Genomic DNA, 17183 nt, shown 5'->3' on the forward strand with positions numbered 1-17183 from the left:
CGAAGTTATTCGAGATAGAAGGTCGAGAGTGCCAACCGCTCGAAGGGGTGATGACTGGGCTCTTAGACAGTGTGGGAGCACAGCGGTGTGTTCCTTTAAAGTTTAAATTTGAATTAACGGGTTATTATTAGCATGAAAACTTTCGTTGCTAAACCAGAAACTGTAAAACGCGACTGGTATGTTGTAGACGCTGAAGGTAAAACTCTTGGCCGTCTAGCAAGTGAAATTGCATCTCGCCTACGTGGCAAACACAAAGCTGAGTACACTCCACACGTTGACACTGGTGATTACATCATCGTTGTAAACGCGGAGAAAGTTACTGTAACTGGTAACAAAGCTGCAGCAAAAACTTACTACCGTCACACTGAATTCCCTGGTGGTATTAAGTCAATCACTTTTGACAAGCTGATTGTTCGTAAACCAGAAATGGTCATTGAGCTGGCAGTTAAAGGTATGCTACCACGTGGTCCTCTAGGCCGTGCTATGTACCGTAAGCTGAAAGTTTACGCTGGCGCTGAGCACAACCATGTTGCTCAACAACCAAAAGTACTAGACATCTAATTGGGGATTTCGAAAATGGCAGAGAATCAATACTACGGCACTGGCCGTCGCAAAAGCTCAGCTGCACGTGTTTTCATCAAACCAGGCAGCGGCAACATCGTAATCAACAAGCGTGCGCTTGAAGAGTACTTCGGTCGTCCAACTTCTTGCATGGTTGTTAAGCAACCTCTTGAATTGGTAGACATGGTAGAGAAACTAGATCTATACGTAACTGTAAAAGGTGGCGGTATTTCTGGTCAAGCGGGTGCAATCCGTCACGGTATCACTCGTGCTCTAATGGAATACGATGAATCTCTACGTCCTGCTCTACGTGCTGCTGGCTACGTTACTCGTGACGCTCGTTGCGTTGAACGTAAGAAAGTGGGTCTACGTAAAGCACGTCGTCGTCCACAGTTCTCTAAGCGTTAATCTTACGCTTACAGAGAATTTCTCTTGGATTTATCCATGGAAATTGTGGTTCAAAGCTCGGCTATATGCCGAGCTTTTTGTTTATTTTGAATTAGTTATTCTCCTTTCTTTGTTACACCTCACATCAAATATTTAGAATTTTGCCGCTTTTGTGACGACGTGAGCGATTTGCCTCACAAATGTTACAAAAAGGTAGCTTTATCTTGTCAAAAAGTAGGGTTTTATTTATCATTTCTCGTCAATAAATAGAACTAGATTCATATTTTGTTAGCCATGCTCTATTAGCGGAACAATCACGATCCAAAAGGAGCAAATGGGAGAATGTTTGGATGAGCAACGCGCCTTTAAATAACGGCCGCAGGCGTTTTCTGACCGCAACAACCGCAGTGGTTGGTGGGTTGGGGGCAGCTGCCGTCGCCGTTCCTTTTATCAAATCCTGGAATCCGAGTGCCAAAGCGAAATCAGCGGGTGCGCCGGTGGAAGTGGATATCAGTAAAATTGAAGCCGGTCAGATGATTCGCGTCGAGTGGCAAGGCAAACCTGTTTGGGTTGTACGCCGCACACAAGAAGTTCTGGAAAACCTGAAAACGATTGGTGGTCAACTTCGTGATCCTCAGTCCGAAATGGAACAACAACCAGCTTATGCTCAGAATGAGTTTCGCTCAATTAAGCCTGAGTTTTTCATTGCGGTTGGTTTTTGTACACACTTGGGATGTTCCCCAACGTATTTACCGGATTCTTTCTCAGAGCAAGTTCAAGGGGTTAAGTCGGGCTTCTTCTGTCCATGTCATGGTTCTAAGTTTGACATGGCTGGGCGAGTATTCCAGGGCGTTCCTGCTCCATTGAACCTAGTTATTCCTAAACACATGTATTTGAGCGATGACAAGCTTCTTATCGGTGTTGACGAGGGAGATGCATAATGCAAGCACTGTTAGATTGGGTTGAGAAACGAATCCCAGCGATGAATGCTTACAAAAAGCATTTATCCGAATACCCTATGCCAAAGAACTTCAATTTTTGGTACCTTTTTGGTTCTTTAGCCATGCTTGTTCTTGTCAATCAGATCCTAACGGGGATTTGGCTGACGATGAACTACGTTCCTTCGGGTGAAGGTGCGTTTGCTTCAATCGAATACATCATGCGCGATGTGGAATACGGCTGGTTGTTGCGTTACATGCACTCAACTGGCGCGTCTGCATTCTTCGTGGTGGTTTATCTGCATATGTTCCGTGGCTTGATTTACGGCTCATACCAGAAGCCACGCGAGTTGCTATGGATCTTCGGCATGTTGATCTTTTTGGTGCTGATGGCAGAAGCCTTTATGGGTTACCTACTGCCTTGGGGCCAAATGTCTTACTGGGGCGCGCAGGTAATTATTTCGCTGTTTGGTGCGATTCCGGTTATCGGCGATGATCTTACTCTGTGGATTCGTGGTGACTACATCATCTCAGGCGCGACGCTAAACCGCTTCTTTGCGCTGCACGTTATTGCTTTGCCGATTGTATTGCTACTACTTATCGTGTTGCACATTCTTGCTCTACACGAAGTGGGGTCGAACAACCCAGACGGTATCGAGACCAAGTTGCCAAAAGGTAAAATGGGCGCGGATTACAAGTCGCAGTTCAAGTTCCATGAGTACTACTCAAACAAATACGACATCATCGATTCGATTCCATTCCACCCATACGGAACGGTGAAAGATTTGGTGGGCGTCGCAGGCTTCCTATTCTTGTTCTGTTACGTGTTGTTCTTTAATCCAGAGATGGGCGGTTACTTCCTTGAGCCACCTAACTTTGAAGCAGCAAACCCATTGAAAACACCAGCACACATTGCACCAGTGTGGTACTTCACCCCGTTTTACGCAATTTTGCGCGCGGTACCTGACAAGTTGATTGGTGTCGTTGCGATGGGACTTTCGATTGTCTTCTTGTTCCTACTACCGTGGTTTGATCGTTGTAAAGTTCGCTCTTACCGTTACCGTAGCAAAATTCATTTGATTAACATCATCCAGTTTACGATCAGCTTCATTGCTTTGGGTATTCTTGGTGCGTTGCCTGCAACCCCAACATACACATTGCTCGCGCAGATCTTTAGCTTAGGTTATTTCATGTTCTTCATTCTTCTGTATGTGTACAGCAAGAACGAAGCAACAAAACCATTACCAGAGAGGGTGACATTCAAATGAAGAAATGGATTGTAATTCTGTTTGCGATGTTGCCATCACTGGCGATGGCGGCGGGTGTTAATGTTCACTTGGATAAGGCAAATGTTGACCTATCCGATCAGGCATCGCTGCAAAACGGCGCTAAACTGTTTATGAACTACTGTTTCGGCTGCCACTCAACGCAATATCAGCGTTATGAGCGAGTTGCCAATGACATCGGTATTCCAACAGATCTGATGAAAGAAAACCTGATGTTTAATCCGGAGTCGAAAATTGGTGACTTGATGGTCAATGCCATGCCGCCTAAACAAGCGGCAAACTGGTTTGGTGCTCCACCACCAGATTTGACCCTGGTTGCTCGTGTGCGTGGTGCCGACTGGATTTACACGTACTTGCGTTCGTTTTATGTGGATCCGTCGCGTCCGTTTGGTGTGAACAACATCGTTTTCCCAAGCGTAGGTATGCCTCATGTGCTAGAAGAGTTACAAGGCATCCCAACACCAGTGTACGAAACCAAAGTTGTTGACGGTCACGAAGTGCAAGTTGTGGTTGGCACCGAAAGTGACGGTACTGGTGAGCTGAGCAAAGGCGAATACGACAGAGCTGTGCTTGATCTGGTTAACTTCCTCGTTTACTCGGGTGACCCAGTGAAACTCGAGCGTCATAATCTTGGCTGGTGGGTTATGGCCTTCCTTGTGCTGTTTACTATCGTGGTTGTGATGCTGAAGAAAGAGTATTGGCGCGATGTGCATTAATTGTGCTATCATGCTGCGCTAATTCTCAATTTTATTGACAGATCAATGGAGGCTTAGCCTCCATTGTTTTTTTCTATCCTAAGTGTACTGGAGGGCCCATGGCTTTAGCTGCCAATAAACGTTCTGTGATGACTTTATTCTCAAGTGCATCAGATTTGTACAGCCACCAGGTGCGTATTGTTCTGGCTGAGAAAGGGGTAAGTGTTGAGGTTGAACTGGTTGATGAAACCAACTTACCAGCAGAGCTTATCGAGCTAAATCCTTATAAGTCAGTGCCAACTCTGGTTGATCGCGAACTGGCATTATACGACTCTAAGATCATCATGGAGTACTTGGATGAGCGCTTCCCACACCCACCATTGATGCCTGTATACCCTGTTGCTCGCGGTAACAGCCGTCTGATGATGTACCGTATCGAACGTAACTGGTATTCGTTAGCACAGGTAGTGGCGAAAGGCAACGGTGAAGAGTCAGAAAAAGCGCGTATCAAACTACGTAATGATCTACTGACATTAGGGCCACTTTTTGGTGAGTATGAGTACTTCATGAGTGAAGAATTCAGCTTGGTCGATTGCTATCTTGCCCCATTATTGTGGCGTTTGCCTCAATTGGGTATTGAGCTAGTTGGCCCTGGTTCCAAGGAAATAAAGACTTACATGAACCGTGTTTTTGAACGTGATTCATTCCTTGCTTCTTTGACTGAAGCTGAACGTGAGATGCGTCTGGTTCGTTAAGTTATGGAAATTGCTAATATGACTGCCCGCCGCCCATATATGCTCCGTGCATTTTATGATTGGCTGGTGGACAACGATCTGACCCCACATTTGGTGGTTCAGGCGACAATGCCTGGTGTTAGAGTGCCGCTTGAGTTTGTTCAAGATGGACAGATCATCTTAAATATTGCGCCAAGAGCGGTAGGTCAGCTTGAACTTGGCAACGAGGCGATTTCGTTCCATGCTCGCTTTAGTGGTCGTCCTCATTCCGTCATCGTGCCGCTTCATGCTGTGTTGGCTATTTATGCTCGAGAGAACGGCGCAGGCACCATGTTTGAGCCAGAAGAAGCCTACACTAACGTGACTGGTGAGATTGAAGAAGAGTGGCTTGAAGACGTAGATGATTCGGAGTTGTCATTAGATGACCTTGATTCAGACACGGCTTCAACAGAAAACTCTAATCCTGAACCTACTCGACCTAAAGGCAAGCCAAGCTTACGAGTGGTCAAATAAGTGTGATCAGGTAAAACAAAAAGCAGCGAACGCTGCTTTTTGTTTTTTTGCAACTTGTGATTTATCCGTTACTGCTCTTCGGTTTTCGCGTTGCCATATTCAAAGGCGCGGATCACTTGCTTAACGCCAGAAATATTGCGAGCGACTTCAGTGGCCTTTTTTGCTTGAGCCTCTGTGACGTAGCCAAATAGAAACACCTCTTTATCTTCGGTAATCACTTTAACTTTGACGCCATTGAGCTCCGACTCGGCCAACAATGCGGATTTGACCTTAGTGGTTATCCAACTGTCGTTACTGATCTCTGACACACCGAGTGGCGCTTTCACTCTAACCTGATTGTGCAGTACGCTGACCCCTTTAACGTTGCGAGCTTGGCTTTCGAAACTCGCACGCTCTTCGGCGCTGGAAGCTTGCCCCATCAAAACTACCGTGCCGTTGTATGAACTGGCGACGATTCTCACTTTGCCCACGTATGGGGCTTTGTTGCCGATAGCGGCAATTTCAAACTCGATATTGTTGTCCTGCCAAATCTCTTTGGTGGTTCTGGTGTCAGTGACGATGTTAGCGGTGGTTGCCGCCCCAGCAATAAATAGCCCTGCGCATCCACTGAGCATTAGCGTTGTGAGCAGTAATAGTGAGTAACGCAACATTCTTATTCCTCATGAGTTGGAAAGAGCACCTGATCGATCAGATCGCACAAGCAGTGCAAGGTCACCATATGAACTTCATGGATACGTGCAGTACGATGGGAGGGAATGCGAATTTCCACATCGTTTTCACCCAGAAGCCCAGCCATTTCACCGCCATCTTTGCCGGTTAGTGCAATGATCGTCATGTCACGCGTTACCGCAGCTTCCATCGCTTTGATGATATTTTTACTGTTACCACTGGTGGAAATAGCGAGAAGAATGTCGCCTGGTTGGCCAAAGGCCCGCACCTGTTTGGAAAAAATTTCTTGATAGTGGTAGTCGTTTGCCACGGCGGTTAGCGTGGTGTTGTCGGCGGTCAGTGCCATCGCGGGTAAACTCGGCCGTTCGGTCTCAAAACGGTTTAGCAGGCAAGAGACAAACTGTTGGACATTGGCTGCTGAACCGCCGTTGCCGCAGCAGAGAATTTTGTGTCCGTTGAGTAGCGTGGCGACCATCGCTTGCGCGGCATGGGTAATCGCATCGGGCAGCGCTTCTGCGGCCGCAATTTGAATCTGAATACTTTCGGTAAAACTGTCTTTAATGCTGTCGAGCATTGGTTATCCTTGCGTGATGGCGTTATCTATCCAATGGAGATCGTCGCCATTATTGTGTATTGCAATCACATCAAAGCGGATCGCGGTGTTACAAGCGTTGTATCCGTGTTGATCTAGCCAAAGATAAGCGGTTTTGAGTAACTTGTTTGCTTTTGCGGCAGAGACCATTTCGGCGGCGTGGCCGTAGTATACGCTTTTCCGGTATTTAACTTCTACAAACACAATGGTCTCGCCATCGCGGAAAATAAGGTCAATTTCACCCAATTTAGTGTTGAAGTTTTGTTCAATAAACACCAATCCCTGGCCAATAAGCCAACGCTTTGCCAGGGATTCGTATTGTTCACCGACAGCGCGGCGATTAAAGAGAGCCATGCTCTGACCAACTGATCTCGCGCTGCACCACACAGTTGTTGTCGATGGTGAGCAGGCCTGTTTTGCCATTGACGGAATGGCTAGGGACCACTTTCATCTGCGGCAATTCTGCCATGAGTTTGTAAGAGTCCATCCCGAGTGCCTGTAAGCGCTTTTGGAAGTTTGACTGTTCTGGCCACAATTGGTTCATTTGATTATCCAGCGCAGGGTTTGCCTGGATTAGCAGCGGAATGTCACTGTAAGCGATGCCAGAGAGATCTTCATACTGCTTCTCACCACTGTTACTCATGGAGTTGGAGAACAGTTTCGGCGGCTTAGTATCTGGGTTTATGGCCACTTCAATAAAGGGTTTAATGAGTGTCAACTCAGAGCTGCGCGCGGCAATATACACCGCATCGATATCACGGCGGCTGCGTGGTTGAGTTTCCATCGGCACATTCATCAGGCTTTCCATCTGCGCGATGCGCTGCTGGCTCTCTTGCAAACCAAATACAGAGTTGATGTCTCGTTGTAGCTGGCGTTTGTCACCAAAGTAGCTTAGGGCTGGTTTATCTGTGCTGTACTTTTGCCATTCTTGCTCAAACGCGGCGACTACGCGCTGACCAAATGCACCTTGCGGAGCCAGAATGAGCGGGTATTTGTAGCCTTCCGCAAACAGATGTTTCGCCGCTTGCGCTACCTCTTGTTCGGGTGAGAGGGCGACGTAGCAGATGCCTGTACCTGGCTGAATGGTGTCGGGGATATTCAATGCCAAAGATGGAATTTGTGTCTTGCCGTTTTCATCTTGCAGTTCTTGCTGTAAAGCCTCGATCATCTCTTTGCGCAGTGGCCCAACGACAAAATCGATTTGCTCATCAATCAGGCGCTGCTTGATTTGCTTGGCTTGGTAGAGGTTGGTATCAATTACGGTCAATGTGGCATTTGGATCCCGCCCACTGTCATTCATCATGGCAAAAATGAAACCGTCACGAACCAGTTGTGCTTGTTTGGCAAACTTGCCGCTGAGCGGAAGAAGCAAGGCAGTATTGACCGGTTTAATGATCTCCAACGCCAGAATTGACTGTATTTCGACCGGTGTATAAGTCGCGGCCGGATGGTTTGGATTCTCGGCGAGCCAATGCTCTAGGGTATTTTTTAGCTGAGGAACATTCCCCGCCATGTTTTTCATGTAAATCGCCAGTTGCAGCCAGCCGTCCAGCACCTCTTCATCAGATTCGGTATGCAGTTGCGTGATTTCGTACTGTGAATAACGGCTGAAATTGGCCCAAATCTGTTCCGCGATGGCACTTTTTTGCTCTTCTGGCACGTATTTGCTGAGCGCGACCCATTGGCGGTTGGCTTCAAAAGGGCGATCAAGCGCTTGAAAGGCTTGCGCACGCAGGGTGTAGTACTCTTGCCATTGGCTGTCGGCCAGCGTCCACCATGCCTTAAAATTGAGCAGCTCGGTGATCAGGCGAGGTTGATTTTTCTTTTGATGGTAAGTAGCTCGGGCAAGTTGCCATTCGGCTTGCTGTTTCTCGCTCATGGGCAGACGAGCTAAGCGCTGGATAAGCAAATCGGCTTGCTCTAACTGATTGGCCTGTAATGCCGCTTTGGTGGCCATAATTAGCCAGTCGGTTTGCAAACTGCCTTCGCTGCTGTCGGCATTGATAATGTAAGCTTCAACGGACTGGCTCGGCTCAAGGGTAATGTCAACACTGGTCGGCATCTTCGGCGCCGAAGAACAGGCCGCTAAGGTAATTGCCAGTGCAACAGGGGTGAGTAGGCGTGGTACACTGAGTCTCTTATGGTTAATCATTGCCGTGAGTTCTCTATAATTCCGTACAAAATTGTCTCTATCTTAATCGTTGAAGTGATGGTAAACAAATGACAGAAAAAAATAACTTACCCGCCACGGGTGCCACCCTCTACATTGTTCCTACTCCAATTGGGAACTTGGGGGACATCACCCATCGCGCCATCGAAGTACTATCAACGGTCGATCTCATCGCGGCCGAAGATACTCGTCACACAGGTAAATTGTTGTCTCACTTCAATATTCAAACCAAAACTTTTGCCTTACATGATCACAATGAACAGCAAAAAGCACAGGTGCTGGTCGATAAACTGCTCGCTGGGCAAAACATCGCTTTGGTCTCTGATGCAGGGACGCCGCTGATCAGTGATCCAGGGTACCATCTGGTTTCCCAATGTCGTCAGGCTGGCGTTAAAGTTGTGCCGTTACCTGGCCCTTGCGCGGTCATTACCGCTTTGTCTGCATCGGGCTTACCTTCGGATCGATTCAGTTTCGAAGGCTTCCTACCTGCCAAAAGTAAAGGTCGTAAGGATAAATTGCTTGAGATTGCAAAGGTAGAGCGTACCTGTATTTTTTATGAGTCACCACACCGAATCATCGACTCACTGCACGATATGCTGGAAATTCTTGGGCCAAATCGTGAAGTGGTGCTGGCGCGGGAACTGACCAAAACCTTTGAAACTATCCAAGGAATGCTGTTGGGTGAGCTAGTCGACTGGGTGAAAAGCGATGAAAACCAGCAGAAAGGCGAAATGGCGTTATTGATTCATGGTTATCGTGACAGTGCAGAAGATGCTCTGCCGGAAGAAGCGCTGCGCGCGTTGACCATCTTAGTTAAAGAGTTGCCACTCAAACGTGCCGCTGCCATGGTCGCGGAAATTTACAACGTGAAGAAAAATGCCTTGTACAAATGGGGTTTGGAAAACCTCGACCAGTAATGGTTCGCGTATGTAGGCGAGTTGATTGTGCAAATGAGCGCTAATTTGCGCCGATAATGTGATCTGACTAGACACCTTGGTGAGAAGGCTATACAATCCGCCCTCGGAGCTGACTGGGTAGTCGCTGCTTTGTTGATGTCCTTCGGGAGACTGACGTTGAGGTCCTTTAGGAAACTGACGTTGACGTCCTTCGGGATACTGACAAAGGGGAGGAAAGTCCGGGCTTCATAGAGCAAGGTGCCAGGTAACGCCTGGGGGGCGCAAGCCTACGACAAGTGCAGCAGAGAGAAGACCGCCGATGGCTTTTTTTTTCGTTAGAGAAAAGGGGATCAGGTAAGGGTGAAAGGGTGCGGTAAGAGCGCACCGGACGACTAGTAATAGTTCGTAGCAGGGTAAACTCCACCTGAAGCAAGACCAAATAGGCCTCCACATTGCGTTGCTCGCGTAAGGAGGCGGGTAGGTTGCTCGAGCCAGTGAGTGATTGCTGGCCTAGACGAATGGCTACCGCCGCGCAAGCGGAACAGAACCCGGCTTATGTGTCGGCTCCACCTCTTTAAACCCATCATTACTTGTTAATGATGGGTTTTTTGCTTTTTATTGACGTATTTTATTCACCAACCCATAAACTTGGCGCTATATCACGCCTAGGCCCAGTCTAGTAGTGGCACTGGTGATGGAAATCAGTACACTAATGATTCGCCGTCCAAGGCTTAGCTTATTCAACGAGAAGACCATGACCAACACATTCCAGCACATCTCCGTATTACTCAATGAATCGATCGACGGCTTAGCGATCAAGCCAGACGGGATTTACATTGATGGAACGTTTGGCCGCGGTGGTCACAGTCGGACAATTTTGTCGCGCTTGGGCGAAAATGGCCGCCTTTACAGTATTGATCGCGACCCACAGGCGATTGCTGAAGCGGGAAAAATTGACGATCCACGTTTCACCATTATCCATGGCCCATTTTCTGGCATGGCCAAGTACGCTGAGCAGTACGGTTTAGTCGGCAAGGTGGATGGTGTTTTACTCGATTTAGGCGTTTCTTCCCCCCAGTTGGATGACGCTGAACGGGGCTTTAGCTTTATGAAAGATGGCCCACTCGACATGCGCATGGATCCCACGTCGGGCATTCCAGTCTCGCAGTGGTTGCTTGAAGCGGATCTTGATGACATCACGTGGGTGATCCGCGAGTTCGGCGAAGACAAACATGCCCGCCGCATCGCCAAAGCGATCGTCGCTCATCGGGAAAATGAAGAGAAAGAGCCGCTCACACGTACGTCACATCTGGCCAAATTGATCTCTGAAGCGGCGCCAAAAAGTTTCAAAGAGAAAAAACACCCAGCGACGCGCACATTCCAAGCTTTTCGCATCTACATCAACAGTGAATTGGAAGAGATCGACACCGCATTAAAAGGCGCAGCATCGATCTTGGCTCCACAAGGGCGTTTGTCGGTCATCAGCTTTCATTCGCTGGAAGATCGCATGGTGAAACGTTTCATGCGTAAAGAGAGCAAAGGGCCAGAAGTGCCTTATGGGATCCCCCTGACCGAAGCGCAAATTCAAGCGTTAGGTTCGGCCAATATGAAAACGGTTGGCAAAGCGATTATGCCAACGGAAGCGGAAATTGAGATGAACCCTCGTTCGCGCAGTTCGGTTCTTCGTATTGCTGAAAAACTCTGATTCATGGCCAAGCGCACGCCCAATCTCGCCAAATTAATTTTACTCGACTTACTCACTGTAGGTCGGGTGACACTTTTGCTGCTGCTGTGCATTTTTGCCACGGCAATGGCCGTGGTCTTTGCCACGCACCACACTCGTCAAGCGATCACCTTTAAAGATCAAACCTTGCAAGAGCGTGAACATCTCGACAGTGAGTGGCGTAACTTAATGCTGGAAGAGACGGCACTGGCTGAGCACAGCCGAGTACAGGAACTGGCGAAGAAAGAGTTGGAAATGCGCCGTCCGGATGGTGACAAAGAAGTGGTGATCAATCTGAAATGATGGCGAAAAAGAGCAAAAGTAAACTTCAGTCGTCAGAGAGAGAGCAAGCGAGCCCGGTACTGATCCGTTGGCGCTTCCATCTGGTGCTGTTTTTTGTCTTCTTGGCGTTTGCAGCCTTGGTGGCGCGTTTGGCGCTGATCCAGGTGGTGGAGCCTGATAACCTGATTCGTGAAGGGGACTTGCGTTCGATTCGCGTCAAAGCGCTGCCTTCTGCGCGAGGGATCATTTCGGATAGGAATGGAGAGCCGCTGGCGGTAAGTGTCCCGGTGGAAGCCGTGTGGGCCGATCCGGTGACCATTTTCAAAGAAAACGGCTTGGATAACCCGCAGCGATGGTATGCCTTAGCGGATGTACTCGGGCTTGAGCGTGACGAATTGATCGAGCGAATTCACCGCAATGAAACTCGGCGCTTTATCTACTTGCAGCGTCAAGTCAGCCCTGCGATGGCCAACTATATTCGCGAGCTGAAATTGCCGGGCGTGGGGCTGAAAGAGGAGTCTCGTCGCTATTATCCCGCCGGAGAAGTGAGTGCGCACCTAGTGGGCGTGACTGGTATTGACGGCCACGGTTTGGAAGGGGTTGAGCGCAGTTACGACAATTGGCTGACGGGCGAAGCGGGGAAACAGACCATCCGTAAAGATCGCTATGGCCGTGTGGTGGAAAACATCGCGCTGGAAGAGCGTCAAGAAGGCAAACCGCTCAATCTGACCATCGATCAACGTTTGCAAGCAATCGCCTATCGCGCCATCAAACAGGCGGTGGCGGATCATCGCGCGACGTCGGGGTCTGCAGTCATGTTAGATGTCAAAACAGGCGCGGTACTGGCGATGGTCAACGCCCCATCTTACAACCCCAATAACCGCAGTGACTGGCAAAGCTATAAAATGCGCAACCGCGTGATTACCGACTCCTTAGAGCCTGGCTCGACCATCAAACCGTTTGTTATTCTCGCGGCACTGGAAAACGGCGTTGCGACTAAAGATACCGTAATTGATACGGGCAACGGCATTTTGCAAGTAGGAGGCAGCCGAGTACGTGATGTCTCGAAAGTCGGTAAGGCTAATCTCACAGAAATTCTCAAAAAATCCAGTAATATCGGCGTGACGAAACTGTCGATGGAGATGCCGATTGAAGCGCTACTTGGAATGTATAACTCGGTCGGTTTAGGTGAACTGTCCGGGCTGAACTTAGTGGGGGAAGTGACGGGTATTTTCCCCACGCGTACTCGCTGGTCACCGATTGAACGCGCTACGCTCGCTTTTGGCTATGGCTTGTCTGTGACACCAATCCAGTTGGCGCACGCCTATGCCACTTTAGGTAACGAAGGCAAATATGAGCCGATCCACATTATCGAAAGTCATGAACGCGACATGGCCAAGCAGGTGGTGTCGCAAAAGCATGCGCGAGAAGTGCTTAATATGTTGGAAACCGTGACGCAAAAAGGCGGCTCAGCTCGTCGTGCGGCTGTACCCGGCTATCGGGTCGGGGCGAAAACCGGAACCTCGCGCAAAGCGAGCGCGGGTGGATACAGTGATGAGTACATCACCTATACCGCCGGCGTTGCGCCAGTGAGCGATCCGCGCATTGCGCTGGTGGTGGTGGTGAACGAGCCGCAGGGCGATGATTACTACGGTGGCTCGGTCGCTTCGCCAGTCTTTTCCGAAATTATGAAAGGGGCGCTGCAAATCTTAAATGTCGCTCCAGATGAAAACCAGTTCCAGAATTAACTTGATACCTGAGCTTAGCTCGGAGAATTGAAACCATGACAACATCCATCAGTTTGGCCAGCTTGTTATCGCCTTGGGCGATTTATCCAGAGCTCAACGCCGTAACGGTCACTTCCCTTGAGTTGGACAGTCGCAAGATTCGTGCAGGGGATACCTTCGTGGCAATGATTGGCCAGCAAACCGACGGTCGCCGTTTTATCGATACCGCCATCGCCAATGGTGCCAATGCGGTGATCGCCAGTGCTTGCTCTCAACATTCGCACGCCAGTTTGGAGTACCGAGGGGATGTGCCCGTGGTGTATGTCGAGCAGCTCGACATACAGCTTTCGGCCATTGCCGGGAAACTCTATCCGCATCCGCAGATGCGCTTGATTGGCGTGACGGGCACCAACGGTAAAACCACCATCACGCAATTGATCGCCCAGTGGCTGCAACTGCTCGGTGAGTCGGCGGCAGTGATGGGGACGACAGGCAATGGTTTTCTGCATAACTTGCAGCCCGCCGCCAATACCACAGGTAGCGCTGTCGAAGTGCAGAAAACGTTGGCGACGCTAGCGCAGCAAGGCGCACAAACCACCGCGTTGGAAGTCTCTTCTCACGGCTTAGTGCAAGGGCGAGTGAAAGATCTCAACTTTGCCGCAGGCGTGTTTACTAACTTAAGTCGTGACCACCTCGATTACCACGGCACGATGGAGGCTTATGCACAGGCCAAAATGAGCCTGTTTACTGAACATCAATGCCAGCAAGCGATCATCAATGTCGATGATCCGATTGGTGCTCAATGGTTTGCCGAGCTTGAGCGCGGTATTGCTGTCTCGCTGCAGCCACAAACGTCCGCAGAGCGCACCCTTTGGGCAACGCGTGTCGACTACGCGCAAAGCGGCATCACGCTTGAGTTTGATGGCTGTTTCGGTACTGGCCGTTTTCAAGCGCCGCTGATCGGCGAATTCAATGCCACCAATTTGATGTTGGCACTGGCCACCTTGCTCAGTCTCGGCTTTGATAAACAAGCGCTGCTCGATAGTGCGGCCCAATTGCAACCCGTGCTTGGTCGTATGGAGCTTTTCCAAGCTCCGGGCCGAGCAAAAGTGGTGGTGGATTATGCTCACACGCCCGACGCTCTGGAAAAAGCCTTGCAAGCGCTGCGCGTACATTGTCAGGGTAAGCTGTGGGCCATTTTTGGCTGCGGTGGTGACCGAGACAAAGGCAAACGGCCGATGATGGCGGAAATCGCCGAGCGGCTCGGGGATTGTGTGATCCTCACCGATGACAATCCACGCAGTGAAGATGCCTCGCAGATCATCGCCGATATGTTAGCCGGTCTTGCCTCGCCGCAGTTGGCCGTTGTGGAGCATGATCGCTTCAAAGCGCTGCAACACGCCTTGCAGCATGCCCATGCCGACGACATCATTTTATTGGCGGGCAAAGGGCACGAAGATTACCAAGTGTTATCCCATCAGACGATTCACTATTCTGATCGTGAATCGGCGCAGCAACTTTTAGGAATTCAGCCATGCTAGACACCACGCTTAGCCATTTGGCTCAGCTCACTGAGGGCCAGCTTATCGGTGAGGATGCTCTTTTTTCCAGTGTTTCCACCGACACCCGTCAGATTGAAAAAGGGGCGCTGTTTGTTGCCTTAGTGGGAGAGCGTTTCGACGCGCACCATTTTTGCCAGCAAGCGTTGCAGGCTGGCGCAAGTGCTTTATTAGTGCAACGCGCGCTTGATCTGCCTGTTGCGCAAGTGGTTGTCCAAGACACGAAACTGGCGCTCGGCCAGTTAGCGGCCGATGTGCATCAGCGCTGCCAGACGGCGACGGTGGCGATCACCGGAAGCTGCGGGAAAACCACCGTCAAAGAGATGACCGCCAGTATTTTGCAGCAAAAAGGCAAGGTGCTGTTTACCGCCGGTAATTTTAACAACGACATCGGCGTGCCGCTTACGCTGCTGCGCTCACAAGAAGATGATGACTACGCGGTGATTGAGCTGGGTGCCAACCACATTGGCGAGATTGCTTACACCACCCGTTTAGTCAAACCGCAAATTGCCCTGGTCAATAACGTGGCGGCCGCGCATCTGGAAGGCTTTGGCTCGATTGACGGAGTGAAAAAAGCGAAAGGTGAAATCTATCAAGGGCTTGCTGCCGGCGATGTGGCAGTGGTCAACCTAGATAGTAACGGCGGAGACGCATGGCAATCGGTGTTGGCCGATAAAAAAGTCGTGACCTTCTCGGCGCACGATCCAAATGCCGACTTTTATGCCTCTGACGTTTATCTTAATGAAGAGGGCCTAGCAAAGTTTGTTTTGCACACGCCACAGCAAGCTTGGCCTATCTCGCTGGGGATCATTGGTCAGCATAACGTCAGTAATGCGATTGCGGCTTCGATCATCGCGCTGCATTTTGGTGCGAGTAAGGAAGAAATTCAGGCAGGGCTGCGCAATTTGATGCCCGTAAAAGGCCGCGTGGATGTCCAACGTCTCACCGATAAGATTAAACTGATCGATGACAGCTATAATGCTAGCGTCCCAGCAATGAAAGCCGCCGTGGATCTTTTGGGGAGCTTTTCAGGTACGCGCTGGCTAATTTTAGGCTACATGGCCGAATTGGGGGATGAAAGTCTTGCACTTCATCGTCAAGTCGGTGAACATGCTGCCCCATTTGGTTTTGAGCACGTTCTTACTTTTGGTGAGGACACAAGAATGATTAGCGATCTGTGTCAGGGGCTTCACTTCGCTGACCATAGCGCCATGATCGATTATATCAAGCAGCATCTCGCTTCTGACACCGAATCGAGCCATACCTTATTGGTAAAAGGGGCGAACTCGGCTGGCATGAGTAACGTTGTGGCTGCTTTGAAGGAGAACTTTAAATGATTATTTGGCTTGCCGAGCTGCTACAGCCATATTTTTCTTTCTTCCGCTTGTTTGAATACTTGTCGTTTCGCGCCATCTTAAGTGTCCTAACGGCGCTTGGCCTCTCGCTTTGGATGGGGCCTAAGATGATCAAACGGCTGCAACTGCTGCAAATTGGTCAAGTGGTGCGCAATGAGGGGCCGGAGTCCCATTTCAGTAAGCGTGGTACCCCGACCATGGGCGGCATCATGATCCTAACGGCAATCACGGTTACCGTATTGCTGTGGGCGAACCTCTCGAACCCCTATGTGTGGGCGGTGCTGGCTGTGTTGCTTGGTTATGGCGCAGTTGGCTTTGCCGACGATTATCGTAAAGTGGTGCGCAAAAACACCGATGGCCTGATTGCTCGCTGGAAGTATTTCTGGCAGTCGGCGATTGCGCTCGTTGTGGCGTTTGCTCTGTACGCGTATGGCAAAGACACCGCTGCCACTCAGTTAGTGGTGCCTTTTTTCAAAGATGTGATGCCGCAGCTTGGCTTAATGTACGTTATCCTCACCTATTTTGTGATTGTCGGAACCGGAAACGCGGTCAATTTGACCGACGGATTAGATGGTTTGGCCATCATGCCAACTGTACTGGTATCGGCCGGGTTTGCCGTGATTGCCTGGGCGACTGGCAACGTCAACTTCGCTCAATATCTGCATATTCCGTATCTGCCGCATGCCTCTGAGCTGGTGGTGGTGTGTACCGCGATGGTGGGCGCCGGGCTGGGCTTTCTATGGTTTAACACTTACCCAGCCCAAGTGTTTATGGGCGATGTCGGCTCGTTAGCGCTTGGTGGTGCACTGGGCACCATCGCCGTGTTGGTGCGTCAAGAGCTAGTGTTGGTGATCATGGGCGGTGTGTTTGTGATGGAAACCCTGTCGGTCATTCTTCAGGTTGGCTCATACAAGTTACGTGGCCAGCGCATTTTCCGCATGGCACCGATTCACCATCACTACGAATTAAAAGGTTGGCCAGAACCGCGCGTGATCGTGCGCTTTTGGATCATCTCTATTGTTTTGGTCTTGATTGGTCTTGCGACGCTGAAAGTGCGTTAAGCGCCGTCTCGCCGCACAATTACAGTGTGAAAGAA

At 49.8% G+C, this 17183-nt stretch carries 18 protein-coding genes and 1 other RNA gene; 15 read left to right on the forward strand and 4 right to left on the reverse strand.

Going from position 1 to position 17183, the window contains the following annotated elements:
- The first annotated feature begins 132 nt into the window (after positions 1-132).
- The 7 genes from rplM to sspB all read left to right on the forward strand — a co-directional run bounded on the left by rplM (position 133) and on the right by sspB (position 5114).
- Positions 133-561, forward strand: coding sequence for a 50S ribosomal protein L13 (rplM, locus tag UF06_RS07455; RefSeq protein WP_039423932.1), 429 nt, complete (start codon positions 133-135; stop codon positions 559-561).
- A gap of 15 nt (positions 562-576) precedes the next feature.
- Positions 577-969: a 30S ribosomal protein S9 gene (gene rpsI, locus UF06_RS07460; protein ID WP_039423934.1), complete on the forward strand. Its 393-nt coding sequence runs from the start codon at positions 577-579 to the stop codon at positions 967-969.
- 329 nt (positions 970-1298) lie between these two features.
- Positions 1299-1889, forward strand: coding sequence for a ubiquinol-cytochrome c reductase iron-sulfur subunit (petA, locus tag UF06_RS07465; protein WP_045569876.1), 591 nt, complete (start codon positions 1299-1301; stop codon positions 1887-1889).
- Positions 1889-3154: a cytochrome bc complex cytochrome b subunit gene (locus UF06_RS07470; RefSeq protein ID WP_045569877.1), complete on the forward strand. Its 1266-nt coding sequence runs from the start codon at positions 1889-1891 to the stop codon at positions 3152-3154. The genes petA and UF06_RS07470 overlap by 1 nt, the downstream gene beginning before the upstream one ends.
- Positions 3151-3888, forward strand: a complete 738-nt coding sequence (locus tag UF06_RS07475) for a cytochrome c1 (RefSeq protein ID WP_045569878.1) — start codon at positions 3151-3153, stop codon at positions 3886-3888. The genes UF06_RS07470 and UF06_RS07475 overlap by 4 nt, the downstream gene beginning before the upstream one ends.
- A 98-nt stretch (positions 3889-3986) precedes the next feature.
- Entirely contained in the window at positions 3987-4622 is a 636-nt protein-coding gene (sspA, locus tag UF06_RS07480) for a stringent starvation protein SspA (RefSeq protein ID WP_045569879.1), read from the forward strand.
- Positions 4623-4625: 3 nt separating this feature from the next.
- Positions 4626-5114: a ClpXP protease specificity-enhancing factor gene (gene sspB, locus UF06_RS07485; RefSeq protein WP_045569880.1), complete on the forward strand. Its 489-nt coding sequence runs from the start codon at positions 4626-4628 to the stop codon at positions 5112-5114.
- A gap of 68 nt (positions 5115-5182) precedes the next feature.
- Here the strand turns inward: sspB and UF06_RS07490 are convergent, their stop codons facing one another.
- The 4 genes from UF06_RS07490 to UF06_RS07505 are packed head-to-tail and all read right to left on the reverse strand — an operon-like array spanning position 5183 to position 8527.
- Positions 5183-5764, reverse strand: coding sequence for a BON domain-containing protein (locus UF06_RS07490; RefSeq protein ID WP_045569881.1), 582 nt, complete (start codon positions 5762-5764; stop codon positions 5183-5185).
- Between the two features lie 2 nt (positions 5765-5766).
- Positions 5767-6357 (reverse strand): phosphoheptose isomerase, encoded by a 591-nt coding sequence (locus UF06_RS07495; RefSeq protein WP_039423958.1) that lies wholly within the window; start codon positions 6355-6357, stop codon positions 5767-5769.
- Positions 6358-6360: 3 nt separating this feature from the next.
- Positions 6361-6729, reverse strand: a complete 369-nt coding sequence (locus tag UF06_RS07500; RefSeq protein ID WP_045569882.1) for a YraN family protein — start codon at positions 6727-6729, stop codon at positions 6361-6363.
- Positions 6716-8527 carry a penicillin-binding protein activator gene (locus UF06_RS07505; protein ID WP_045569883.1) on the reverse strand — a complete coding sequence of 604 codons (1812 nt, stop codon included), beginning with the start codon at positions 8525-8527 and terminating at the stop codon, positions 6716-6718. Before UF06_RS07505 ends, UF06_RS07500 begins: the two co-directional genes overlap by 14 nt.
- 68 nt (positions 8528-8595) lie before the next feature.
- Between UF06_RS07505 and rsmI the strand changes: the two genes are divergently transcribed.
- The 8 genes from rsmI to mraY all read left to right on the forward strand — a co-directional run bounded on the left by rsmI (position 8596) and on the right by mraY (position 17148).
- Complete coding sequence (gene rsmI / locus UF06_RS07510) at positions 8596-9462, forward strand: 16S rRNA (cytidine(1402)-2'-O)-methyltransferase (protein WP_045569884.1); 867 nt, start codon at positions 8596-8598, stop codon at positions 9460-9462.
- Between the two features lie 105 nt (positions 9463-9567).
- Positions 9568-10013, forward strand: an RNA gene (rnpB, locus tag UF06_RS23155) — RNase P RNA component class A.
- Between the two features lie 182 nt (positions 10014-10195).
- Complete coding sequence (rsmH, locus tag UF06_RS07515) at positions 10196-11146, forward strand: 16S rRNA (cytosine(1402)-N(4))-methyltransferase RsmH (RefSeq protein WP_045569885.1); 951 nt, start codon at positions 10196-10198, stop codon at positions 11144-11146.
- 3 nt (positions 11147-11149) lie between these two features.
- Entirely contained in the window at positions 11150-11467 is a 318-nt protein-coding gene (ftsL, locus tag UF06_RS07520) for a cell division protein FtsL (protein WP_045569886.1), read from the forward strand.
- Positions 11464-13194 carry a penicillin-binding transpeptidase domain-containing protein gene (locus UF06_RS07525; protein ID WP_045569887.1) on the forward strand — a complete coding sequence of 577 codons (1731 nt, stop codon included), beginning with the start codon at positions 11464-11466 and terminating at the stop codon, positions 13192-13194. The genes ftsL and UF06_RS07525 overlap by 4 nt, the downstream gene beginning before the upstream one ends.
- Positions 13195-13229: 35 nt before the next feature.
- Positions 13230-14714: a UDP-N-acetylmuramoyl-L-alanyl-D-glutamate--2,6-diaminopimelate ligase gene (gene murE / locus UF06_RS07530; RefSeq protein WP_045569888.1), complete on the forward strand. Its 1485-nt coding sequence runs from the start codon at positions 13230-13232 to the stop codon at positions 14712-14714.
- Positions 14708-16069 (forward strand): UDP-N-acetylmuramoyl-tripeptide--D-alanyl-D-alanine ligase, encoded by a 1362-nt coding sequence (murF, locus tag UF06_RS07535; protein WP_045569889.1) that lies wholly within the window; start codon positions 14708-14710, stop codon positions 16067-16069. The genes murE and murF overlap by 7 nt, the downstream gene beginning before the upstream one ends.
- Positions 16066-17148, forward strand: coding sequence for a phospho-N-acetylmuramoyl-pentapeptide-transferase (mraY, locus tag UF06_RS07540; RefSeq protein ID WP_039423983.1), 1083 nt, complete (start codon positions 16066-16068; stop codon positions 17146-17148). The genes murF and mraY overlap by 4 nt, the downstream gene beginning before the upstream one ends.
- Positions 17149-17183: the final 35 nt, after the last annotated feature.

It is taken from the genome of Vibrio sp. S234-5, from assembly GCF_000960595.1.
GTDB lineage: Bacteria > Pseudomonadota > Gammaproteobacteria > Enterobacterales > Vibrionaceae > Vibrio.